The 18,555-nt window shown below is 71.7% G+C and carries 16 protein-coding genes, 2 tRNA genes and 1 pseudogene; 7 read left to right on the top strand and 12 right to left on the bottom strand.

Features of this window, described 5'->3' with window-relative positions; translation table 11 throughout:
- Window positions 1-51: 51 nt before the first annotated feature.
- The 10 genes from J3P44_RS19665 to J3P44_RS19620 all read right to left on the bottom strand — a co-directional run bounded on the left by J3P44_RS19665 (window position 52) and on the right by J3P44_RS19620 (window position 7,953).
- Window positions 52-1,110 (bottom strand): UDP-N-acetylmuramate dehydrogenase, encoded by a 1,059-nt coding sequence (locus J3P44_RS19665; protein WP_255892171.1) that lies wholly within the window; start codon window positions 1,108-1,110, stop codon window positions 52-54.
- The gene (locus J3P44_RS19660) at window positions 1,103-1,522 is read right to left on the bottom strand and encodes a MaoC/PaaZ C-terminal domain-containing protein (protein ID WP_255892170.1); all 420 of its coding nucleotides are present in this window, start codon (window positions 1,520-1,522) and stop codon (window positions 1,103-1,105) included. The genes J3P44_RS19665 and J3P44_RS19660 overlap by 8 nt, the downstream gene beginning before the upstream one ends.
- Window positions 1,519-1,920 (bottom strand): FAS1-like dehydratase domain-containing protein, encoded by a 402-nt coding sequence (locus tag J3P44_RS19655; protein ID WP_255892169.1) that lies wholly within the window; start codon window positions 1,918-1,920, stop codon window positions 1,519-1,521. Before J3P44_RS19655 ends, J3P44_RS19660 begins: the two co-directional genes overlap by 4 nt.
- A 69-nt stretch (window positions 1,921-1,989) precedes the next feature.
- Complete coding sequence (gene rpmG, locus J3P44_RS19650) at window positions 1,990-2,160, bottom strand: 50S ribosomal protein L33 (protein WP_056602159.1); 171 nt, start codon at window positions 2,158-2,160, stop codon at window positions 1,990-1,992.
- Between the two features lie 52 nt (window positions 2,161-2,212).
- Window positions 2,213-2,289 (bottom strand) — tRNA-Met (locus J3P44_RS19645).
- Between the two features lie 38 nt (window positions 2,290-2,327).
- Window positions 2,328-2,400: transfer RNA gene (locus J3P44_RS19640), tRNA-Thr, on the bottom strand.
- Window positions 2,401-2,483: 83 nt separating this feature from the next.
- A complete protein-coding gene (locus J3P44_RS19635; RefSeq protein WP_255892168.1) occupies window positions 2,484-3,890 on the bottom strand; it encodes an amidase in 1,407 nt (468 codons plus the stop codon).
- Between the two features lie 34 nt (window positions 3,891-3,924).
- Entirely contained in the window at window positions 3,925-4,509 is a 585-nt protein-coding gene (locus tag J3P44_RS19630) for a DNA-3-methyladenine glycosylase I (RefSeq protein ID WP_255892167.1), read from the bottom strand.
- Between the two features lie 5 nt (window positions 4,510-4,514).
- Entirely contained in the window at window positions 4,515-5,456 is a 942-nt protein-coding gene (locus J3P44_RS19625) for a pirin family protein (RefSeq protein ID WP_255892166.1), read from the bottom strand.
- Between the two features lie 85 nt (window positions 5,457-5,541).
- Window positions 5,542-7,953 (bottom strand): FdhF/YdeP family oxidoreductase, encoded by a 2,412-nt coding sequence (locus tag J3P44_RS19620; protein ID WP_255892165.1) that lies wholly within the window; start codon window positions 7,951-7,953, stop codon window positions 5,542-5,544.
- 78 nt (window positions 7,954-8,031) lie between these two features.
- Here J3P44_RS19620 and J3P44_RS19615 point away from each other — a divergent pair, with 78 nt between their 5' ends.
- Both J3P44_RS19615 and J3P44_RS19610 read left to right on the top strand, forming a co-directional pair.
- Entirely contained in the window at window positions 8,032-9,921 is a 1,890-nt protein-coding gene (locus tag J3P44_RS19615) for an ABC transporter ATP-binding protein (protein ID WP_255892164.1), read from the top strand.
- Window positions 9,918-11,834, top strand: a complete 1,917-nt coding sequence (locus J3P44_RS19610; RefSeq protein ID WP_255892163.1) for an ABC transporter ATP-binding protein — start codon at window positions 9,918-9,920, stop codon at window positions 11,832-11,834. Before J3P44_RS19615 ends, J3P44_RS19610 begins: the two co-directional genes overlap by 4 nt.
- An 11-nt stretch (window positions 11,835-11,845) precedes the next feature.
- On the opposite strand, the gene J3P44_RS19605 is transcribed toward J3P44_RS19610, so the two are convergent.
- Together J3P44_RS19605 and J3P44_RS19600 are read right to left on the bottom strand one after the other, a co-directional pair.
- Entirely contained in the window at window positions 11,846-12,301 is a 456-nt protein-coding gene (locus J3P44_RS19605) for a group II truncated hemoglobin (RefSeq protein ID WP_255892161.1), read from the bottom strand.
- A 39-nt stretch (window positions 12,302-12,340) separates the two neighbouring features.
- The gene (locus J3P44_RS19600; protein ID WP_255892579.1) at window positions 12,341-13,588 is read right to left on the bottom strand and encodes a homogentisate 1,2-dioxygenase; all 1,248 of its coding nucleotides are present in this window, start codon (window positions 13,586-13,588) and stop codon (window positions 12,341-12,343) included.
- 67 nt (window positions 13,589-13,655) lie between these two features.
- On the opposite strand from J3P44_RS19600, the gene J3P44_RS19595 reads away from it, so the two are divergent.
- The 5 genes and pseudogenes from J3P44_RS19595 to J3P44_RS19575 all read left to right on the top strand — a co-directional run bounded on the left by J3P44_RS19595 (window position 13,656) and on the right by J3P44_RS19575 (window position 18,555).
- A complete protein-coding gene (locus tag J3P44_RS19595) occupies window positions 13,656-14,528 on the top strand; it encodes a hypothetical protein (RefSeq protein WP_255892160.1) in 873 nt (290 codons plus the stop codon).
- Complete coding sequence (gene fahA / locus J3P44_RS19590; protein ID WP_255892159.1) at window positions 14,525-15,760, top strand: fumarylacetoacetase; 1,236 nt, start codon at window positions 14,525-14,527, stop codon at window positions 15,758-15,760. The genes J3P44_RS19595 and fahA overlap by 4 nt, the downstream gene beginning before the upstream one ends.
- Before the next feature lie 51 nt (window positions 15,761-15,811).
- Window positions 15,812-17,037: pseudogene (locus tag J3P44_RS19585) on the top strand (glycosyltransferase); the annotation flags it as partial.
- Window positions 16,958-17,866 (top strand): metallophosphoesterase, encoded by a 909-nt coding sequence (locus J3P44_RS19580; RefSeq protein WP_255892157.1) that lies wholly within the window; start codon window positions 16,958-16,960, stop codon window positions 17,864-17,866. The pseudogene J3P44_RS19585 and the gene J3P44_RS19580, both read left to right, overlap by 80 nt.
- Window positions 17,867-17,874: 8 nt before the next feature.
- Window positions 17,875-18,555, top strand: coding sequence for a histidine phosphatase family protein (locus J3P44_RS19575; protein ID WP_255892156.1), 681 nt, complete (start codon window positions 17,875-17,877; stop codon window positions 18,553-18,555).

The following is an 18,555-nucleotide window of genomic DNA, read 5'->3' as shown; positions in this document are numbered from 1 at the left end:
TTGGCTGGATCCCCGACCAGAACCTCCCTAGATACCGAACGGTGGTCGCGGTCAGAGGGCGCAGCCGACCGTCACGGGCTCGTTGACCAGGCGGACCCCGAACCGGGACTCCACGCCGTCGCGCACCTCGCGGGCGAGGGTGAGCAGCTCCTCGGTGGTGGCGCCGCCGCGGTTGGTGAGCGCGAGCGTGTGCTTGGTCGACAGGCTCACCCGCTCCCCCGCGGCCGCGCTGGCGTAGCCCTTGCCGAAGCCGGCCTGCTCGATGAGCCACGCGGCGCTCGACTTCACCGTGCTGTCGGCCTGCTCCCAGCGTGGAGCGCCGTCGGGCAGGGTGGCGGCCTGGGCCGGCGTCAGGAACGGGTTGGTGAAGAACGAGCCGGCACTCCACGTGTCGTGGTCGTCCGGGTCGAGCACCATCCCCTTGCCCGACCGCAGCGCCAGCACCGCGTCGCGGACCGCGGTCAGCGGGGCCCGCTGCCCGGGCTCGACACCGAGGTGGCGCGCGAGCTCGGCGTAGGTCACCGGGTCGGCCAGGTCTCCCTGGCGCAGCTGGAAGGTAACCTCGAGGACGAGGTAGCGCCCGGGCTCGGCCTTGAACCTGCTGTGCCGGTATCCGAAGCCGCAGTCGGCGGCGGCGAAGGTGCGCTGCGTGCGGTCGACCCGGTCCCACGTCCGCACCCGGGCGATGGTCTGGGAGACGTCCTGGCCGTAGGCGCCGACGTTCTGGATGGGCGTGGCGCCCACCGCGCCGGGGATCCCGGACAGGGCCTCGATGCCGGCCCAGCCCTGCGCCACGGCGTACGAGACCAGCGCGTCCCAGTCCTCCCCCGCCGCCACCGTGAGCACGACCCCTCCGCACTGGGCGAGGGTGTCGACGTCGCAGGCGTCGGTGTCGGCCCGCACGCCCGAAGTCGCGACCTGCACGACCCGGCCGTCGAACCCCTCGTCGGCGACGACCAGGTTGGACCCGCCGCCGAGCACGAGCACGGGTGTCCCGGCGGCGTCGGCCTCCCCCACCGCGGCGACGAGGTCGGCCTCGGAGGTGGCGCGCACCCACTCACGGCCGGGGCCGCCCAGACGCAGGGTGGTGTGGTCGCGCAGGTCAGGCACTGACCGTGCCCTCGCGCACGACGGCCCTGGGCATGCCGAGCACCTTCTGGCCGCCGCAGGTCACCTCGAGCGCGAGGGTGACGAGTCCGTCGGCGACCGACTTCACGGTGCCGCCCACCACCACCTCCGCACCGCCCTCGGCAGGTACGACGACGGGGCTGGTGAACTTCGCGCCGATGTCGACGACCTCCGCACCGCCGGTCCATTCCGCGACCGCCCGACCGAGGAGCGCGAGGGTGTACATCCCGTGGGCGATCACGCCGGGCAGGCCGACGCTGAGCGCGACCTGCTCGTCCTGGTGGATCGGGTTGTGGTCGCCGCTGGCGTGGGCATAGGCGACCAGGTCGGCGCGCGTCACGGTGAAGACCTTCTCGGTCAGCGTGTCGCCGACAGCCAGGGCGCCGCCGCTCATGCCGCACCCCCGTGGACGAGGGTGGCCTTGCCGGTGCAGACGACCGCGCCGGTGGCGTCGGTGATCTCGCTGGCGGTCGCGATGATGTCGGCGCCGCCGATCTGGCGTACGCCGGTCACGGTCAGCGTGGCGCTGAGCTCGTCGCCCACCACGAGCGGACGGACGTAGGCGAAGCGCTGCTCGCCGTGCACGATGCGGTGCAGCTCGACCTGCTCGGCGTCGAGGAAGGCCTGCATGGCGTCGAAGGCGAGCACGATCGGGAAGGTCGGCGGGACCACGTCACCCGCGGCACCGGGGTGGCCGACAGCGGCGGCGAAGGCGCCGACGCGCTCTGAAGTGACGGTCAGGGGTGCCGGCGCGGGGAACCGGCGCCCCACCAGGGAGGGGTCGACGGGCATGTCACGACCCTAGAACACAACGACCCGGCCGAGCGGACTCGGTCGGGTCGGGTGCGATGAGGAGAGACGTCAGCGGGTCTCGCGGTGCGCCGTGTGAGCACGGCAGCGCGGGCAGAACTTCTTCAGCTCGATCCGGTCGGGATCGTTGCGACGGTTCTTCTTGGTGATGTAGTTGCGCTCCTTGCACTCCGTGCACGCGAGCGTGATCTTGGGGCGAACGTCAGAGCTCTTGCTGGCCATGGGAGATCCTTGGGTTTGCGGGTGGTGCGGAGTGAGGCTGGTGAGATGTGGGTGGTAGCGGGGGCGGGACTCGAACCCGCGACACCACGATTATGAGCCGTGTGCTCTAACCACCTGAGCTACCCCGCCGCGGAGGCCGGACGACCCCGGGGGGGAATCCGATCCAGAGCCCCTTTACGGAATCGAACCGTAGACCTTCTCCTTACCATGGAGACGCTCTGCCGACTGAGCTAAAGGGGCAACGACGGAGAACGATACACACGGCCCACCACGGATGAGAAATCGGCTCAGATCGCCCCTCTGACACCCCTTCAGAGCCCTCTTCAAGCGGCGTGGATCCGCGGCCAACCGACCGCCTCCTCCAGCTCGTAGGCCAGCCCCAGGAGGCGGGCCTCGCGACCCGCACCGGCGCCCAGCATCATGCCTTGCGGGAGCCCGCTGGAGGTGGTCGCCAGGGGCAGCGAGATCGCCGGCTCACCGGTGGCGTTCTGCAGGGGCGTGAAGGCCACCCAGTCCATCAGCCGGCTCATGATCTCGTCGTAGTCCTGGTCCGGGCGCAGGTGCCCGACGCGCGGCGTCTCGGTGGCCAGCGTCGGCGTGAGGGTGACGTCGTACGACGCGCGGTGGTGGGCGGCGAGCCGCTGGGACCTGCGCAGGACGGCGATCGAGAACGGCTGCTTGTGCAGGTTGCGGAGCGCGTGCTTGGCGAGGCCGAGCGTGAGGTTGTCGAGCTTGGTCGGGTCCCAGCTCGCGCCGAAGTCCTTCTTCCCGCGCCGCGCGATGACCAGGGCGAGCATCGACCAGAAGCGCACGAAGTGCTCGGGGAAGCTGTCCGGGACCGGGTTGGCGATCTCCTCGACCTGGTGGCCCAGCGACTCCAGCAGCGCAGCGGTCTTCAACGTGAGCTCACGCACCTCGGGACTGCAGTCGCGCCCGATGCCGGTGGTGACGACGGCGACCCGCAGGCGGGCGCGGCCGGGCCGGGTGACGTCGCCCACCGGGGCCAGCAGCGGGTTGCGCCAGACCTTCTCGGCCTCGCGGTAGAAGGCGGCGGTGTCGCGGACGCTGCGGGTCAGCACCCCGTCGGACACGATGCGCACCGGCATCTCACGCATGATCCGGTCCTGTGCCAGGCGACCGCGGGTGGGCTTCAGGCCGACCAGTCCGTTGACCGCGGCCGGGATCCGGATCGAGCCGCCCCCGTCGTTGGCGTGCGCGATCGGCACGGCGCCGGCGGCCACCAGTGCGGCCGAGCCCGCGGAGGACGCGCCGGCGTAGTGGTCGGGATTCCACGGCGAGCGGACCGGGCCGAGGCGCACGTGGTCGGCGGCGCCGGAGAAGCCGAACTCCGAGAGCTGGGTCTTGCCCAGCGGGATCAGTCCGGTGGCGAGGTACATCCGGGCGAAGTCACCGTCGGCCTGCTGGGGCGCAGCGGTGAACGCGTCGGCGCCGTGCTGGGTCGGCATGCCGGCCACGTCGACGTTGTCCTTGACGAACGTGGGTACGCCTGCGAACCACCCGCCGCGGGGATGCCTCGCCTCCTCACGGGCACGGTCGTAGGCGGCGTACGCCACGGCGCCGAGGGCCGCGTCGACCTGCTCCGTGCGGGCGATCGCCGCCTCGACGACCTCCGGGACCGAGACCTCGCCGGCCTGCAGGGCGGCCACCAGGCCGGTGGCGTCGAGGTCGGACAGGGCATCGTCGGGCGAGAAGGCGTGCACGCGCGTCATGGCGGGAGGCTAGCGGTAGCCGACGGAGCATGGGTCAGACAGCGCAGCCGCGGCGGTGGCACCCTTCGAGGTGGTCGTCGACCAGGCCGACGGCCTCCATGAGGGCGTACATCGTGGTCGGCCCGACGTGGGCGAAACCGGCCTTCTTCAACGCCTTGGACAGCGCGATCGACTCGGGCGAGCTGGTGGGCACGTCGGCGGTCGTCAGGGGCGCCGGGCCCGGCTCGGGGCGGAAGGACCAGAGGAACGCCTCCAGCCCGCCGTGCTCACGCAGGGCCACGGTGGCGCGAGCGTTGGTGACCGCGGCCTCGACCTTGCGACGGTTGCGCACGATGCCGGGGTCGGCCATCAGGCGCTCGACGTCGTCGGGGCCGAAGGCCGCGACCGCGTCGGCGTCGAAGTCCGCGAACGCCGCCCGGAAGTTCTCGCGCTTGTTGAGGATGGTGAGCCACGACAGCCCGGACTGGAAGGCCTCCAGCGTGAGCCGCTCGAGGTGCGCGGCCTCCCCGGAGACCCGCATCCCCCACTCGGTGTCGTGGTAGGCGAGGTTGATCGGGTCACCGGCACCCCAGGGACACCTGCCCAGGCCGTCGTCGCCGACCACCGCTGCTGACGCCACCTGGGTCAGTGCCTGAGCTTGAGCCGGACGTTGGGGAGCTCCGGCGCGGGGATCGGTGCCAGGTCGAGGTCGACCCTCCCGAAGCGTCCCTCCGCGACGGAGGTGCCCGCCTCGACGATCCCACCATCGACGGTGATCTGGTCCTGCCACTCCTGGCGGAAGCCGACGATCTCCTCGTGGGTGCGGCCGATGAAGTTCCACCACATGACGATGGGCTCGCCGAACGGCGGGCCTCCCAGGAGCAGCACCCGAGCTTCCTCGTGCGCCGTCACGGTGAGGGTGGTCCGACCCGAGGACACGTAACCCAAGTCGCTCGGCTTGAGCTGCTCGCCCCCGACCTCGACCACTCCGACGTCGACCAGGACACCGTGCTCGAAGGTCTCGTCGACCTCGATCTCGAGGGACTTGCCCGTCGCGAGCATGATCTCGGCGCCCAGGAGCGGGGTGTGGGTGGTGACTGGCGAGCTGGCCCCGAGGACGGAGCCGATGAAGACGCGCGCCTCCCAGCCCGGGCCACGCACCGGGGCCGGCGCGAAGTGCTCGAAGCCCGGCTCGACGTGGCGGCTGGCACCGGGCAGGGCGATCCACAGCTGGGCGCCGTGCAGGACGGTCGTGCCGGGCGTGGAGACCTCGGTGTGGCTGATGCCGCGCCCCGCGGTCATCAGGTTGAGCTCTCCGGGCCGCACCGTGGCGAGGCTGCCGATGGAGTCCCGGTGCTCGAGCTCGCCGTCGAAGAGCCAGCTGGCGGTCTGCAGCCCCGTGTGGGGATGGGCGGGCAGCACCATGCCGCCGGACTCGTCGACCTCGTCGGGGCCGTAGTGGTCGACGAAGCACCAGGCGCCGATCAGCGATCGGTGCCGCTGCGGGAGCGTGCGTCGTACGCGCATGGCCCGGGGACCGCCCAGCGGGACCTCGCGCGAGGTGAGCACGTCGATGTGGGTGGTCATCGCTCGCCACGCTACCCCGAGGGGTGAACCCGCGGGACCAGAGTCCTCAGGCGCGGGACTCCATTCGGACGACCACCGGCCTGCGTCAGCTCAGGTGGTGCGGGTCGTCGTCGCGGTGCGAGCCGGAACCCTGGTCGGAGGAGCCGTGCGAGGAGCTCACCCGGTGGCCCGTCTCTCCGGGACGGTCCAGCCTGACCACGATCGACTTGTAGACCGGCTGGTTGCTCTTCTCCGCCGTGGAGTCCAACGGGACGAGCGCGTTCGCCTCCGGGTAGTAGGCCGCCACGCACCCACGCGGCTGGTCGTAGGGGACCACGCGGAAGGAGCGAGCCTCCCGCTCGACGCCGTCGCGCCACTCGCTGACCAGGTCGACGACGTCTCCCTCGGCGTACCCGAGGTCGCGCAGGTCGTCCGGGTTCACGAAGACGACCCGCCGACCGCCCTTGACACCTCGGTAGCGGTCGTCGAGGCCGTAGATCGTGGTGTTGAACTGGTCGTGCGAGCGCATCGTCTGCAGCAGGAAACGACCCTTCGGCACGTCGAGCACCTCGAGCGGCGTCGACGTGATGACGGCCCGACCACTCGACGTCTCGAACACGCGGTTGTCGCGTGGTGGGTGCGGCAGCACGAAGCCACCGGGCTCGTTGACCTTCTCGTCGTACGACGCACAGCCGGGGACGACGCGAGCGATCCGACGGCGGATCTCGGTGTAGTCGTCGCGGAAGGCGGCCCACGGGACCGGCGAGTCCTCGCCGAGGGTGGCCAGGGCGAGGGAGCAGACGATGTCGACCTCGGAGCGCAGGTGCTCCGACGGCGGGTCGAGGGGACCGTGCGAGGCGTGCACGGCCGACATCGAGTCCTCGACGGTCACCCGCTGGACCCGACCGCCGGTGAGGTCCTTCTCGCTGCGGCCCAGGGCAGGCAGGATCAGCGCCTCGCCGCCGTGCACGACGTGGGAGCGGTTGAGCTTGGTGGAGACGTGCACGGTCAGCGCTGCGTTGCGCATCGCCGCCTCCGTGGCCTCGGTGTCGGGGGCGGCACCCACGAAGTTGCCGCCCATCCCCATGAAGACCCGGATCTTCCCGTCGCGCAGCGCCTCTATCGAGCTGACGGTGTCGAGCCCGTGCTCGCGGGGCGGGTCGAAGCCGAACTCGTCGCGGATGGCGTCGAGAAAGTGTTCGGGCACGCGCTCCCAGATGCCCATCGTCCTGTCCCCCTGGACGTTGGAGTGGCCGCGCACCGGGCACACGCCTGCACCGGGCTTGCCGATGTTGCCCTGCAGCAGGGCGACGTTCACGATCTCCTTGATGGTGCCCACGGCGTTGTGGTGCTGCGTGATGCCCATCGCCCAGCAGGTGATCGTGGCCGGCGACTCCGCGATCATGCGGGCCGCAGCGGTGACCTGCTCACGGGTCAGGCCCGTCGAGGCCTCGACCTTGCCCCAGTCGAGGTCGGCGACGTGGGCGGCGTAGGCGTCGAAGCCGGTGGTGTACTGGTCGAGGAAGTCGTGGTCGAGCGCATCCCACTCGACCAGCAGCGCGCCCACCGCCTGGAAGAAGGCGAGGTCGCCGTTGAGCCGGATCGGCAGGTGCAGGTCGGCGAGCGCGGTCCCGACGGTGAGTCCCCTGGCGTTCTGCGGGTTCTTGAAGCGGACCAGGCCCGCCTCCTGGAGCGGGTTGATCGAGATGATGCGGGCACCACGGGACTTCGCCTCCTCCAGCGCGGAGAGCATGCGTGGATGGTTGGTGCCCGGGTTCTGCCCGACGACCAGGATGAGCTTGGCCTGGTGGATGTCCTCGAGGCTGACCGAGCCCTTCCCGATGCCGATGGTGTCCACGAGCGCGGAGCCGGAGGACTCGTGGCACATGTTGGAGCAGTCGGGGAGGTTGTTGGTCCCGAAGGCTCGCACGAAGAGCTGGTAGACGAACGCGGCCTCGTTCGAGGTCTTGCCGGAGGTGTAGAAGGTCGCCTGGTCAGGGTGGTCGAGACGGCGCAGGTGGTCGGCCATGGTGACGAAGGCGTCGTCCCACGAGATCGGCGTGTAGTGGGTGGCGCCCGGGCGCAGGACCATCGGCTCGGTGATGCGACCCTGCTTGCCGAGCCAGAACTCGGTGCGCCCGGCGAGGTCCTCCACGGAATGGGTCGCGAAGAACTCGCGGTCGAGCAGCTGGCGGGTCGCCTCCTCGGCGACGGCCTTGGCCCCGTTCTCGCAGAACTCGGCCGCATGCCGGTGCCCGGGCGCCGGATCCGGCCATGCGCACCCCTGGCAGTCGAAGCCGTCGACCTGGTTGAGCCGCGTCAGCGTGGCCGCGGTGCGGCGTACGCCCATCTGTCCGATGGCCCGCCGCATGGCGACGGCGACGGCGGTGGCACCGGCGGCGGCATGGGCGGTCGACTCGACCTCGACTCTCCGCTCGTCGATGTCGCGGGTGGGAACCTGCCGGGACTCGTTGCGGAGTCGGGCGGGAACGTCTCGCAGCTGGGAGAGAAGCCTCACACGGCCATCCTGCCCCGAACGCCCTGAACCCTAAATGCTTCGTGCCGGAGCGCCGAGGACGCCTAGGGTCGAGGTGACATGCAGGACTTCCCACCCCGGATCGCGACGTTCTTCACCGGAACCGACGACGCACCCTCGCCGGACCCCGACACCCGGTCGCCTGCGGCGTTCCCGAGGTGGATGCTGCGCCAGCAGTGGCAGGTGATCGCGCTGTCGACCCTCGCCTGCCTGCTGTGGTTGATGCCCGTGACGTTCGGCCCCTACATCTTCGGCCGTGCCGTCGACGAGGGCATCCTCGCGGGCTCACGCAGTGCGTTGCTGGGCTGGGCGGCCGTGATGCTCGGCGTGGTCCTGGTCGGGGGCGTGTTCGGGGTCGTCTTCCACACCCTGGTCGTACGCAGCTGGCTGATCAGCCTCTACGGCACGACCCAGATGGTCACCCGCAAGATCGCCCAGATGGGCCACGTGCTGCCGCGCCGCTCACCCACGGGCGAGGTCCTCAGCGTGGCGTCGAGCGACTCCGACGAGTTCGGTGCGCTGACCGAGATCCTGGCGCGGGGCGTGGCGCAGCTCGTCTCCTACCTGACCGTCGCGGCGATCGTGCTGTCGATGTCGTGGCAGCTCGGCGTCGTCGTCCTCGTGGCCGCTCCAGTGCTCCTCGGGGCCGCACTTCCGCTGCTTCGACCACTGCACCGACGCCAGCAGGTGGAACGCAGCCGCAACTCCGAGCTGACCTCGATGGCCACCGACATCGTGGCGGGGCTGCGCATCCTGCGCGGCATCGGCGGCGAGGAGACGTTCGGTCGCAACTACGCAGACCAGTCGCAGCATGCACGCCGGGCCGGTGTCTCGTCGGGCATCTGGCAGGCCGCCGTCGAGGCGGTCGGGGTGCTGCTCTCCGGGGTCTTCCTGGTCAGCCTCGTCTGGCTGGGCACCCGGCAGGTCAACGCGGGTGAGCTGACCGTCGGGCAGCTGGTGAGCTTCCTGGGCTACGGGCTCTTCATGGTCGGGCCGATCCGCACCTTCTTCGAGCTCGCCCAGAAGTTCACCCGGGCCCTGGTGAGCGCGCGCCGGGCGGTGGCGATCTTCGAGCAGCGCCCGCCCTGGCGGGAGCCGGGCGAGCCGCAGCGGCTGGACGGCCGCCGGGAGATCGTCGACGAGCTCAGCGGCTTCACCGCCCAGCCCGGACTCCTGACCGTGGTCGTGAGCGCCGTGCCGGAGCAGAGCTCGGCGCTGGCCGACCGCCTCGGCCGCTACCTCCCGCCCGACACCGACCCGGTGGGCGAGGACGACGGCGCGGGCCTCAAGGGCCGCGCGGCCCGTCAGGCACGCGCCGACCGGGAGCGCCGCCGGCAGCGCATCGCGGCCCGGGACGAGGCGGCCGCGACCAGCGCGTGGGGGGTGCGGCTGGGCGGGGTCGACCTCTCGGCGGCCCGCCTCGACGACGTCAGGCGACAGGTGCTGGTCAGCGACACCGGGAGCAGCCTGTTCGCCGGCACCCTCCAGGACGCCATCGACCCCCACGGTCGGCTGACCCGCGAAGAGGCCGAGGCGGCGCTGCGCGTGGCCAACGCCGAGGACGTCTACGACGCGCTGCCCGAGGGCTGGCAGGGCCAGCTGGACGAGCGCGGCCGCGGGCTGTCCGGCGGCCAGCGGCAGCGGGTCGTGCTCGCACGGGCGCTCGCCGCCGACGCGCCGATCCTCGTGCTGGTCGAGCCGACGTCCGCGGTCGACGCCCACACCGAGGCCCGCATCGCCGAGCGGGTCGCCGAGCTGCGGAGGGGGCGTACGACCGTGGTGTGCAGCGTCTCCCCGCTCTGGCTGCACCACGCCGACCGGGTCGTGCTCCTCCAGGACGGACTGGTCGTCGCCGAGGGCGAGCACGCCGACCTGCTCGAGAACGACGCGGCATACCGCGACGTCGTGGTCCGGTCGCTGGACGACGTGGACGAGGGGGTCTCGTCGTGACCGACCTCCTCGCGACCTCCCCCGACACCTGGCGCAACCGCACGCTCGATCCGCCGGTCATCCCGCCCGAGCTGGTCCCTCCGGTCGGCGGCACGTGGCGTGAGCGTACGCACGCGTTCTGGGAGCGCCACGACCTGCGTCGGCAGCGAGCGGAGGACGTCTACACCGCGTCCCGCAACCCCGAGCGGGGGTGGCCGGTGGCCGGCAACCGGGAGGTGCTCGCCTTCTTCCGCGACCTGCTGTCCAGCCGTCGCAAGGCGTTCGCGGCGCTCGTGGTGCTCAACGGCCTCGCCGCCGTCGCCGGGCTCATCGTGCCGCGCCTGCTCGGCGAGCTGGTCAACACGACCGTCGACGGGACGGGACGGCCGCTCGGCCAGCTCGCGCTCGTCATCATCGTCGTGGTGATGGCGCAGGCCGCGTTCACCTTCGTCGCGCAGCGGACCTCCACGCTGTTCGGCCAGGACCTGCTGTCGACCGCGCGGGAGTTCATCGTCCGGACGATCCTGCGGCTCCCGCTCGGAGCCGTCGAGAGCGCGAGCACCGGCGACCTCGTCACCCGGGTCACGCGCGACGTCGGCACCATGAGCCGCTCGGTGCAGTACGGCGTGCCCATGGCAATCATCTCGCTGCTGACGGTGGTCCTCTCGATCGGCGCCATGCTGCTCAACTCGGTGGTCCTGGCCGTGCCCGCGCTGCTCACCTTCGCCACGTCGGGCTGGGCGGTGCGTACCTATCTCCGGCGCGCACCGAAGGGCTACATCACCGAGGGGTCCACCTACTCACGGATCAACACCACGCTGACCGAGACGGTGGAGGGCGCCCGCACCCTCGAGTCGCTGGGCCTCTCCGGTCTGCGGGTCGGGGCGGGCGACGACGACATCGAGGTGTCGGCACAGGCGGAGCGCTACACCATGTCGTTGCGCAACATCCTCTTCGCCGCCCTCAACTTCGCCTTCCAGACGCCGCGCGTCATCACCCTGCTCGTCGGCGCCTACGCCTACTCCCGAGGCTGGGTCGACCTCGGGCAGATCACGGCGGCCGTGCTGTACGTGGAGGCGCTGGCCGATCCACTGGACCGGCTCATCGGTGAGGTCGACCGGCTGCAGGTCGGAGCAGCGTCGACCAGCCGGCTGCTCGGGATCGCCGAGGTCGAGCCCGACCGCACAGCCGGCGACCGCCTGCCGGACGGCGTCGACCTCGTCGGCGAGGACCTCCGCTTCGCCTACCGGGAAGGACACGACGTGCTGCACGGCGTCGACCTCCGCCTCGGCCCGGGCGAGCGCTTGGCCATCGTCGGGCCCAGCGGGTCGGGGAAGTCGACCCTCGGACGCCTGCTGTCGGGCATCAACCGTCCCCGCACCGGATCGGCGAGGGTCGGCGGCGTCGAGCTGGTCGACCTGCCCCTGGAGGTGTTGCGCACCGAGGTCGCGCTCGTCACCCAGGAGCACCACGTGTTCATCGGCTCGGTGCGCGACAACATCGTGCTGGCCCGGGAGGACTCCACCGACGAGGCCGTCCACGAGGCCCTGAGCGCAGTCGGATCGCTGCTCTGGGTCGAACGCCTGCCACAGGGCCTCGACACCATGATCGGCTCCGGACGCTTCGCGCTCACCCCGGCACAGGCGCAGCAGGTGGCGCTGGCCCGCCTCATCATCGCCGACCCGCACACGCTCGTGCTCGACGAGGCCACGTCCCTCATCGACCCGCGGACCGCCAGGACGCTCGAGGGATCGATGAACAACCTGCTCGAGGGTCGCACCGTCGTCGCGATCGCCCACCGCCTGCACACCGCCCACGACGCGGACCGCATCGCGGTGGTGATCGACGGACGCATCGTCGAGCTCGGCAGCCACGACGAGCTCCTCGACCTGGACGGGGAGTACGCCGCGCTGTGGCGCGCCTGGACCTCCTGAGCGCCTACCCCCTATTTCACGAGGCCCTGACGCGTCCACCGCGGGATCGGCCCGGGGTCGCCCAGGTCGGTGCCGACCGGCTCCTGCGACACCTGCTGGGCGATCGCGGTGCCCCACCCGAAGTAGGCCATGAGGGCATCGCGCACCACCGGCTGCCCGGGCAGCACCTCGTCGACGGCCTCCCCCATCAGCTCGAGCCACCGGGTCCGGTGCTCGTCACGGATCCGCAGGCCGAGGTGGCTGCGCAACAGCGCCTGGTGGCCGCCGTGGGCCTCGGTGAACCGCGCCGGGCCGCCGAACACCTCGCCCAGCCAGATGGCCACGTGCTCGACGTGGTCGGGAGTGAACGTGGCGAAGACGGGGGCCAGAACCTCGTCGGCCAGCACCCGTTCGTAGAAGCTGTCGCTCAGCCTCCGCAGTCCGTCCGTGCCACCGATCGCGTCATACAGAGAGCCCCCGTCGTCCATGATTACATCATTACACTCTCGGGCGCGCTGGACGAGAGGTCACGAGTTGCTGAACACCGCGGGCCCGCCGTCGTCCCGGCCGACGTCGTCGGAGGCGTCCGGTCCGCGACCAGCCCAGGTCCAGGCGTACGCCGGGTCCTCCACCGCCAGGCCGCCCTCGCCGAGCTCCAGCGGCGCGAACGTGTCGACCATGACGGCCGACTCCTCGAAGTACTCGACGCCGAGGCTGGCCTCGATGGCGCTGGGCTGCGGACCGTGGGCGTGCCCGCCCGGGTGCAGGCTGATGGAGCCGATGCCGATGCCCGAGCCCTTGCGCGCCTCGTAGTCACCGCCGACGTAGAACATGACCTCGTCGGAGTCGACGTTGGAGTGGTAGTACGGCACCGGGATGGCGAGGTCGTGGTAGTCGACCTTGCGCGGCAGGAAGTTGCAGATCACGAAGTTCCAGCCCTCGAAGACCTGGTGCACCGGCGGCGGCTGGTGGACCTTGCCGGTGATCGGCATGTAGTCCTCGATGTTGAACGTGTAGGGGTAGAGGCAGCCGTCCCAGCCGACCACGTCGAACGGGTGCGTGGCGTAGGTCAGCCGGGTGCCGACGATGCCGGCGCTCGTGCGGTGCTTGACCAGCACCTCGACGTCCGTGACGTCGCGGCTCCGCTCGACCAGCGCCTCGAGGTCGGTCGGGCCGTGCAGGTCGCGCTCGCAGTAGGGCGCGTGCTCGAGGAGCTGGCCGAACCGCGAGAGGTAACGCTTGGGGGGGTGGATGTGGGAGCTGGCCTCGATCGCGTAGAGCCGCGAGGGCTCGGCCGGGACCCAGCGGTGGTCGGCCGCGCGCGGGACGAGGACGTAGTCGCCGGCCCGGTAGGGCACGACGCCGAAGACGGTCTCGACCGTGCCGCTGCCGGACTCGACGTAGACGCACTCGTCACCGATGGCGTTGCGGTAGAGCGGCGAGGCGTCGGTGCCGGTGACGACGTAGCCGATCCGCACGTCGTTGTTGCCCAGGACCAGCCGGCGCCCCTCGACGGGACAGGTGCCCGTCGCGAGGTCGTGGAGCTTGAGGTGACGCGGCTTGAGCGGGTGGTTGGGCGTGCGCGACTGGTCGGGGAGGTCCCAGACCGTGCTGTCGGTGATCGCGCTCGGCACCCCGCGGTGGTAGAGCAAGGAGGAGTCGGAGGAGAAGCCCTCCTCGCCCATCAGCTCCTCGCGGAACAGGTGGCCGTCCTCGTCACGGAGCTGGGTGTGGCGCTGGCGCGGCAGCCGGCCGAGTGCTCGGTAGTGGGCCATCACGTTCCCTTCCATTTGTCCGATCATCGGACACACATGTCCGCTATCTGGTGGTTAGAGTATCCCCGTGGCTCCCCCTCCCGCACCTGTCAGTCCCACCCCGTGGCCAGATCAGTGGCGCGGCCTCGTCGACGACGCCGCGATCTTCCCGCCCGGCAACGCCGAGCTCCTACAGGCACTGCAGGCCTTCCTCGACCGCCGTGCCGAGTGGTACGCCGACCTGGTGGGCTCGTTCGTGGTGACCGACACGCAGCTCGGGTCCGTCCCCGCAGGCCTCCCGGTCTCGGTCGTGCTGACGACCGGCGCCGGGGCCGTCGAGGGGGTGGCTGCGCTCGCGGCCCGCAAGGACCTGCGGCTGACCGGCCTCGAGGCGGCGGTCCGCGACGTCGACGACCCTGCCGGCAACGTACGCCGCATCGACGCTGCTGCACGCGCGGCGGAGGTCGACGTACCCGTCTTCGTCGAGATCCCCGGCCCGGTCACCCCCGCCTGGCTCACGGCGGCCGACGAGGTCGCTGCCTGCGGCCACCGGCTCAAGCTCCGCCTCGGCAACGTCGACCACGACCTGATCCCCGACGCGGGCACGGTCGCCGCGTGGATCGACGCGGCGCTCGACCGGGAGACCCCGTTCAAGGCCACCGCCGGACTGCACCGCGGGGTGCGCCACGACCCGGAGGGCGGTGGCGCGCACGGCTTCCTCAACGTCATGGCCGCCACCCAGTCGCTGTGGGACGGCGGATCCGCCCATGACGCGGCCGATGCCCTCGAGCAGCGTGACGGCGTTGCCCTCGCCGGCGCCGACCTCTCCTCGGCCCGGCGCTGGTTCACCTCCTTCGGCTCCTGCTCGGTGACCGAGCCGCTGGACGACCTGGTCGCGCTCGGCCTCGTCTCCCCCGACCCCAGCCCTCTTGCGAGCCCTGCCCTGGAAGAGCACCCGTGACCGACACGACCTGGGTCGAGGGCGCCGCCGGCTCCCTCTTCGACCTCGACAACCTCCCCTACGGCGTCTTCTCCCGGCCCGGCGAGCAGCCGCGCGTGGGGGTCCGGATCGGCGAGCACGTGCTCGATCTCGCCCCGGTCGCGGAGCTCGCCTCCGCGGAGGGGCAGAGCGCCGCCTCCGGGCTGGCCGCGGCCTGGCGCAACCCGACCCTCAACGCCTTCATGGCCCTGGGCCCCGAGGAGTGGCGGGCGGCGCGCGAGTGGATCATGGAGGTGCTGGGCAACGACGTCCACGTGGCCCGCACCACCCTCCACCTGCACCCACTGACCGATGTCGAGCTGCACCTGCCGGTCGAGGTCGGTGACTACGTCGACTTCTACGCCTCCGAGCACCACGCCTCCAACGTGGGGCGGATGTTCCGTCCTGACCAGGAGCCATTGCTGCCCAACTGGAAGCACCTCCCGGTCGGCTACCACGGACGCTCCGGCACGGTGGTCGTCTCGGGGACCGACGTGGTCCGGCCGATGGGCCAGCGCAAGGCACCCACCGAGGAGCGGCCGGCGTACGGCCCCTCCCAGCGGCTCGACATCGAGGCCGAGCTGGGCTTCGTCGTGGGCGTCGGGTCGGCCATGGGTGAGCGCGTCGCCACTGCCGACTTCGCCCAGCACACCTTCGGTGTCGTGGGTCTCAACGACTGGTCGGCGCGCGACATCCAGGCGTGGGAGTACGTCCCGCTCGGGCCGTTCCTCGGCAAGTCGTTCGCCACCTCGATCAGCGCATGGGTCACACCGATGGCGGCGCTGGACGCGGCATGGACCGAGCTGCCCGGCCAGGACGACCCCGAGGTCCTCGACTACCTGCACGTCCACGGACCGGCCGGCCTCGACATCGAGGTCGAGGTGGTCCTCGACGGCGAGGTCGTCACCCGACCGCCTTATCGCACCATGTACTGGTCGCCGGCCCAGATGCTCGCGCACACCACGGTCAACGGCGCCAGCATCCGGACCGGCGACCTGTGGGGGTCGGGCACCATCTCCGGCCCCGAACGCGACCAGCGCGGGTCACTGCTGGAGCTGAGCTGGGGCGGCAAGGAGCCGTTCACCGTGGCTGGCCGCGAGCGGACGTTCCTCGAGGACGGCGACGAGGTGACGCTGCGCTACACCGCCCCCGGCACAAGCGGCGGCCGCATCGCGCTCGGCGAGGTCACCGGGCGCATCCTCCCGGCCCACTGACGGCCGGCCCGGCTTAGACGTCCGTTCACCTGGCTGCGCCACCGTGCGGCCATGCGCATCGCCCAGCTGGCCAACTTCGTCGGACCTGCCTCGGGAGGGATGCGGACCGCGCTCCGTGCCCTCGGTGCGGGATATGCGGCGGCGGGGTGCCGTCGACTCCTCGTCGTGCCCGGACCTGAGGACACCCGCACGACCACACCCCTCGGCGACGTCGTCCAGCTACGCGCCCCCCGGGTGGGCGGCGGCTACCGGCTGATCGTCGAGCCCTGGCGGGTCACCGAGGTGCTCGATCAGTGGCAGCCGACCTCCGTCGAGCTGAGCGACAAGCTCACGCTGCTGCCGGTCGCCCGCTGGGCCCGGCGCAACGGCGTCGGCTCCGTGCTGCTCTCCCACGAGCGGCTCGACGACATGCTCGCGCTCCGCACCGGTCTCGACGCCACGTCCAAGGTCTCCGTCGGGCTGCTCAACCGCCTGCTGGTGCGCAGCGTGGACTCCGTCGTGGTGACCTCGGCCTACGCCCGGGACGAGTTCCAGGACGTGGCCGACACCGCCGGCTGCCCGGTGGTACGCGTCCCGCTCGGGGTCGACCTCGACACCTTCCGCCCGCACTCGCGCGGCCCTGTCGCGGTGCTCCGCCTGGTGCACGCCGGCCGGCTGTCGCGTGAGAAGAGCCCGCACCTCGCCGTGGCCACCGGCGTGGAGCTGCACCGCCGTGGTGTCCCGGTGCGGATGGACGTCTACGGGGTCGGCCCGCACCGCGACGAGCTGGTCGAGATCGCCGCGGGCGCGCCGATCCGGTTCCGGGGGTACGTCGACTCCCCCGCCCGACTCAGCCGGGCGCTGGCGTACGCCGACGTCGCGCTCAGTGTCTGCCCGGGCGAGACCTTCGGACTCGCCGTGCTGGAGGCGCTGGCGTCCGGGACGCCGGTGGTGACCGCGGACCGCGGCGGCGCGCGGGAGCTGGTGGACGAGACCTCAGGCGCGTGGGCGGACCCCGAGCCCGGCGCCCTCGCCGACGCGGTGCTGGACGTCGCCTCCCGACCGACCGCGAGCCGACGTACGGCCGCCAGGGAGCGCGCGGAGCGCTATCCGTGGTCGGCCACCGTCGAGTCGATGCTCGAGGTCCACGCGTCGGTGACGATGCCGGCCGACCGCGCGCGGGCCCGGAGGGTGCCGGCCGTCTCCTAGGCTGGCGCCGTGAAACAGCTCGGTCAGTACGTCGCCCCACGGCACGCCGTCGCGCACCTCTCGGACCCGCACCTGATGGGCAGCGGCGGGCTTCACCACGGGGTCGTCGACAACACCGCCAACCTCCGTCGCGCGCTGGACCGGCTCGCGGTCGTCGTTCCGGCGCCTCAGGCCCTGGTCTTCACCGGCGACCTCGCCGACCGGGCCGAGCCCGACGCCTACGAGACACTGCGCTCGATCGTCGAGCCGGCGGCGGCGGCGATGGGCGCGATCGTCGTCTGGACGATGGGCAACCACGACGAGCGAGCCCCCTTCGCGCGGGGCCTCTTCGACTCCGACCACGACGGCTTCCAGGACCGGGTGCACGAGGTCGACGGCCTGCGGATCGTCGCGCTCGACACGAGCGTGCCCGGCTACCACCACGGCGACCTCCGGCCCGAGCAGCTGGCCTGGCTGGCCGACGTGCTCGCGACCCCCGCCGAGCACGGCACGCTGCTCGCGATGCACCACCCTCCTCTCCCGCTTCCCATGCTGCGCGCGGCGGAGCTGATCGAGCTGCACGACCAGCAGGCGCTCGCCGACGTCATCTCCGGCACCGACGTCCGCGGCATCCTGGCCGGCCATCTCCACCTGTCGACGTGGTCGACGTTCGCCGGCGTACCGGTATCCGTGGCCTCGGCCAGCTGCTACACCACCGATCCGGCACCGGTCGACCGCTTCGTCTCCGGGGTCGACGCCGCTCAGGCGTTCACGATGGTGCACACCTACGACGACCGGCTCGTGCACACGCTCGTCCCCCTGGAGCGCGGCCCCGAGGTGACCCACGTCGGCACCGATATCACCGAGGCCCTCGAGAGCGTGCCGCTGGAGCAGGCGCGCGAGCTGGCCTCGTCCAAGACCTCCCAGTTCAACACCTAGGACTCCACGTGCGACTGCTGCTGATGCGCCACGGCCAGACCCATGCCAACGTGTCCGGTGAGCTCGACACCGCGCACCCCGGCGTCGACCTCACCGACCTGGGCCGCGCCCAGGCCGTGGCGGCGAGCCGGGCCCTGGCCGATGAGCCGATCGACGCGATCTACGTCTCCAGCCGGGTGCGTACGCACCAGACCGCGGCACCGACCGCCGAGGATCGCGACATCGAGCTCACCCAGCTCGACGGCCTCGAGGAGATCCAGGCCGGCGACTTCGAGATGCGCAAGGACCACGACGCGGTCGCCGGCTACATCGGCTGCGTGGCGACGTGGCTCGAGGGCGACCTGACGCACCGGATGCCCGGCGCCGAGACCGGCGAGGAGTTCCTGGAGCGCTTCGACGCCGCGGTCCGCCGGATCGTGGACGCCGGCCACGACGCGGCGCTCATCGTCAGCCACGGCGCCGCCCTGCGGACCTGGGTCTCCACCCGGATGGAGCCGCACCCCGATGCCCCGCCCGCCCACCAGCCGCTCCACAACACCGCACTCATCGTGCTCGAGGGGGACCTCGACGCGGGCTGGCGGATGGTCTCCTGGCAAGGACACCCGGTCGGCGGGGCGTACCTCGAGGACGCGGCCGCGGAGGACCCGACCGGCGACCTGGACTCCGACGGGGATGGCGAGATCGGCTGA

The sequence above is a fragment of the Nocardioides astragali genome, assembly GCF_024436375.1.
GTDB lineage: Bacteria > Actinomycetota > Actinomycetes > Propionibacteriales > Nocardioidaceae > Nocardioides > Nocardioides astragali.
The sequence above is the reverse complement of the archived record's forward strand: the minus strand, read 5'-3'. Positions and strand labels throughout refer to the sequence as shown.

Bases quoted from the DNA above. Each gene is read 5' to 3' on its own strand.
- J3P44_RS19660 (WP_255892170.1), bottom strand. From the start codon at position 1,522: ATGAGCGGCGGCGCCCTGGCTGTCGGCGACACGCTGACCGAGAAGGTC.
- J3P44_RS19655 (WP_255892169.1), bottom strand. From the start codon at position 1,920: ATGCCCGTCGACCCCTCCCTGGTGGGGCGCCGGTTCCCCGCGCCGGCA.
- rpmG (WP_056602159.1), bottom strand. From the start codon at position 2,160: ATGGCCAGCAAGAGCTCTGACGTTCGCCCCAAGATCACGCTCGCGTGC.
- J3P44_RS19635 (WP_255892168.1), bottom strand. From the start codon at position 3,890: ATGACGCGCGTGCACGCCTTCTCGCCCGACGATGCCCTGTCCGACCTC.
- J3P44_RS19625 (WP_255892166.1), bottom strand. From the start codon at position 5,456: ATGACCACCCACATCGACGTGCTCACCTCGCGCGAGGTCCCGCTGGGC.
- J3P44_RS19615 (WP_255892164.1), top strand. From the start codon at position 8,032: ATGCAGGACTTCCCACCCCGGATCGCGACGTTCTTCACCGGAACCGAC.
- J3P44_RS19605 (WP_255892161.1), bottom strand. From the start codon at position 12,301: ATGGACGACGGGGGCTCTCTGTATGACGCGATCGGTGGCACGGACGGA.
- J3P44_RS19600 (WP_255892579.1), bottom strand. From the start codon at position 13,588: ATGGCCCACTACCGAGCACTCGGCCGGCTGCCGCGCCAGCGCCACACC.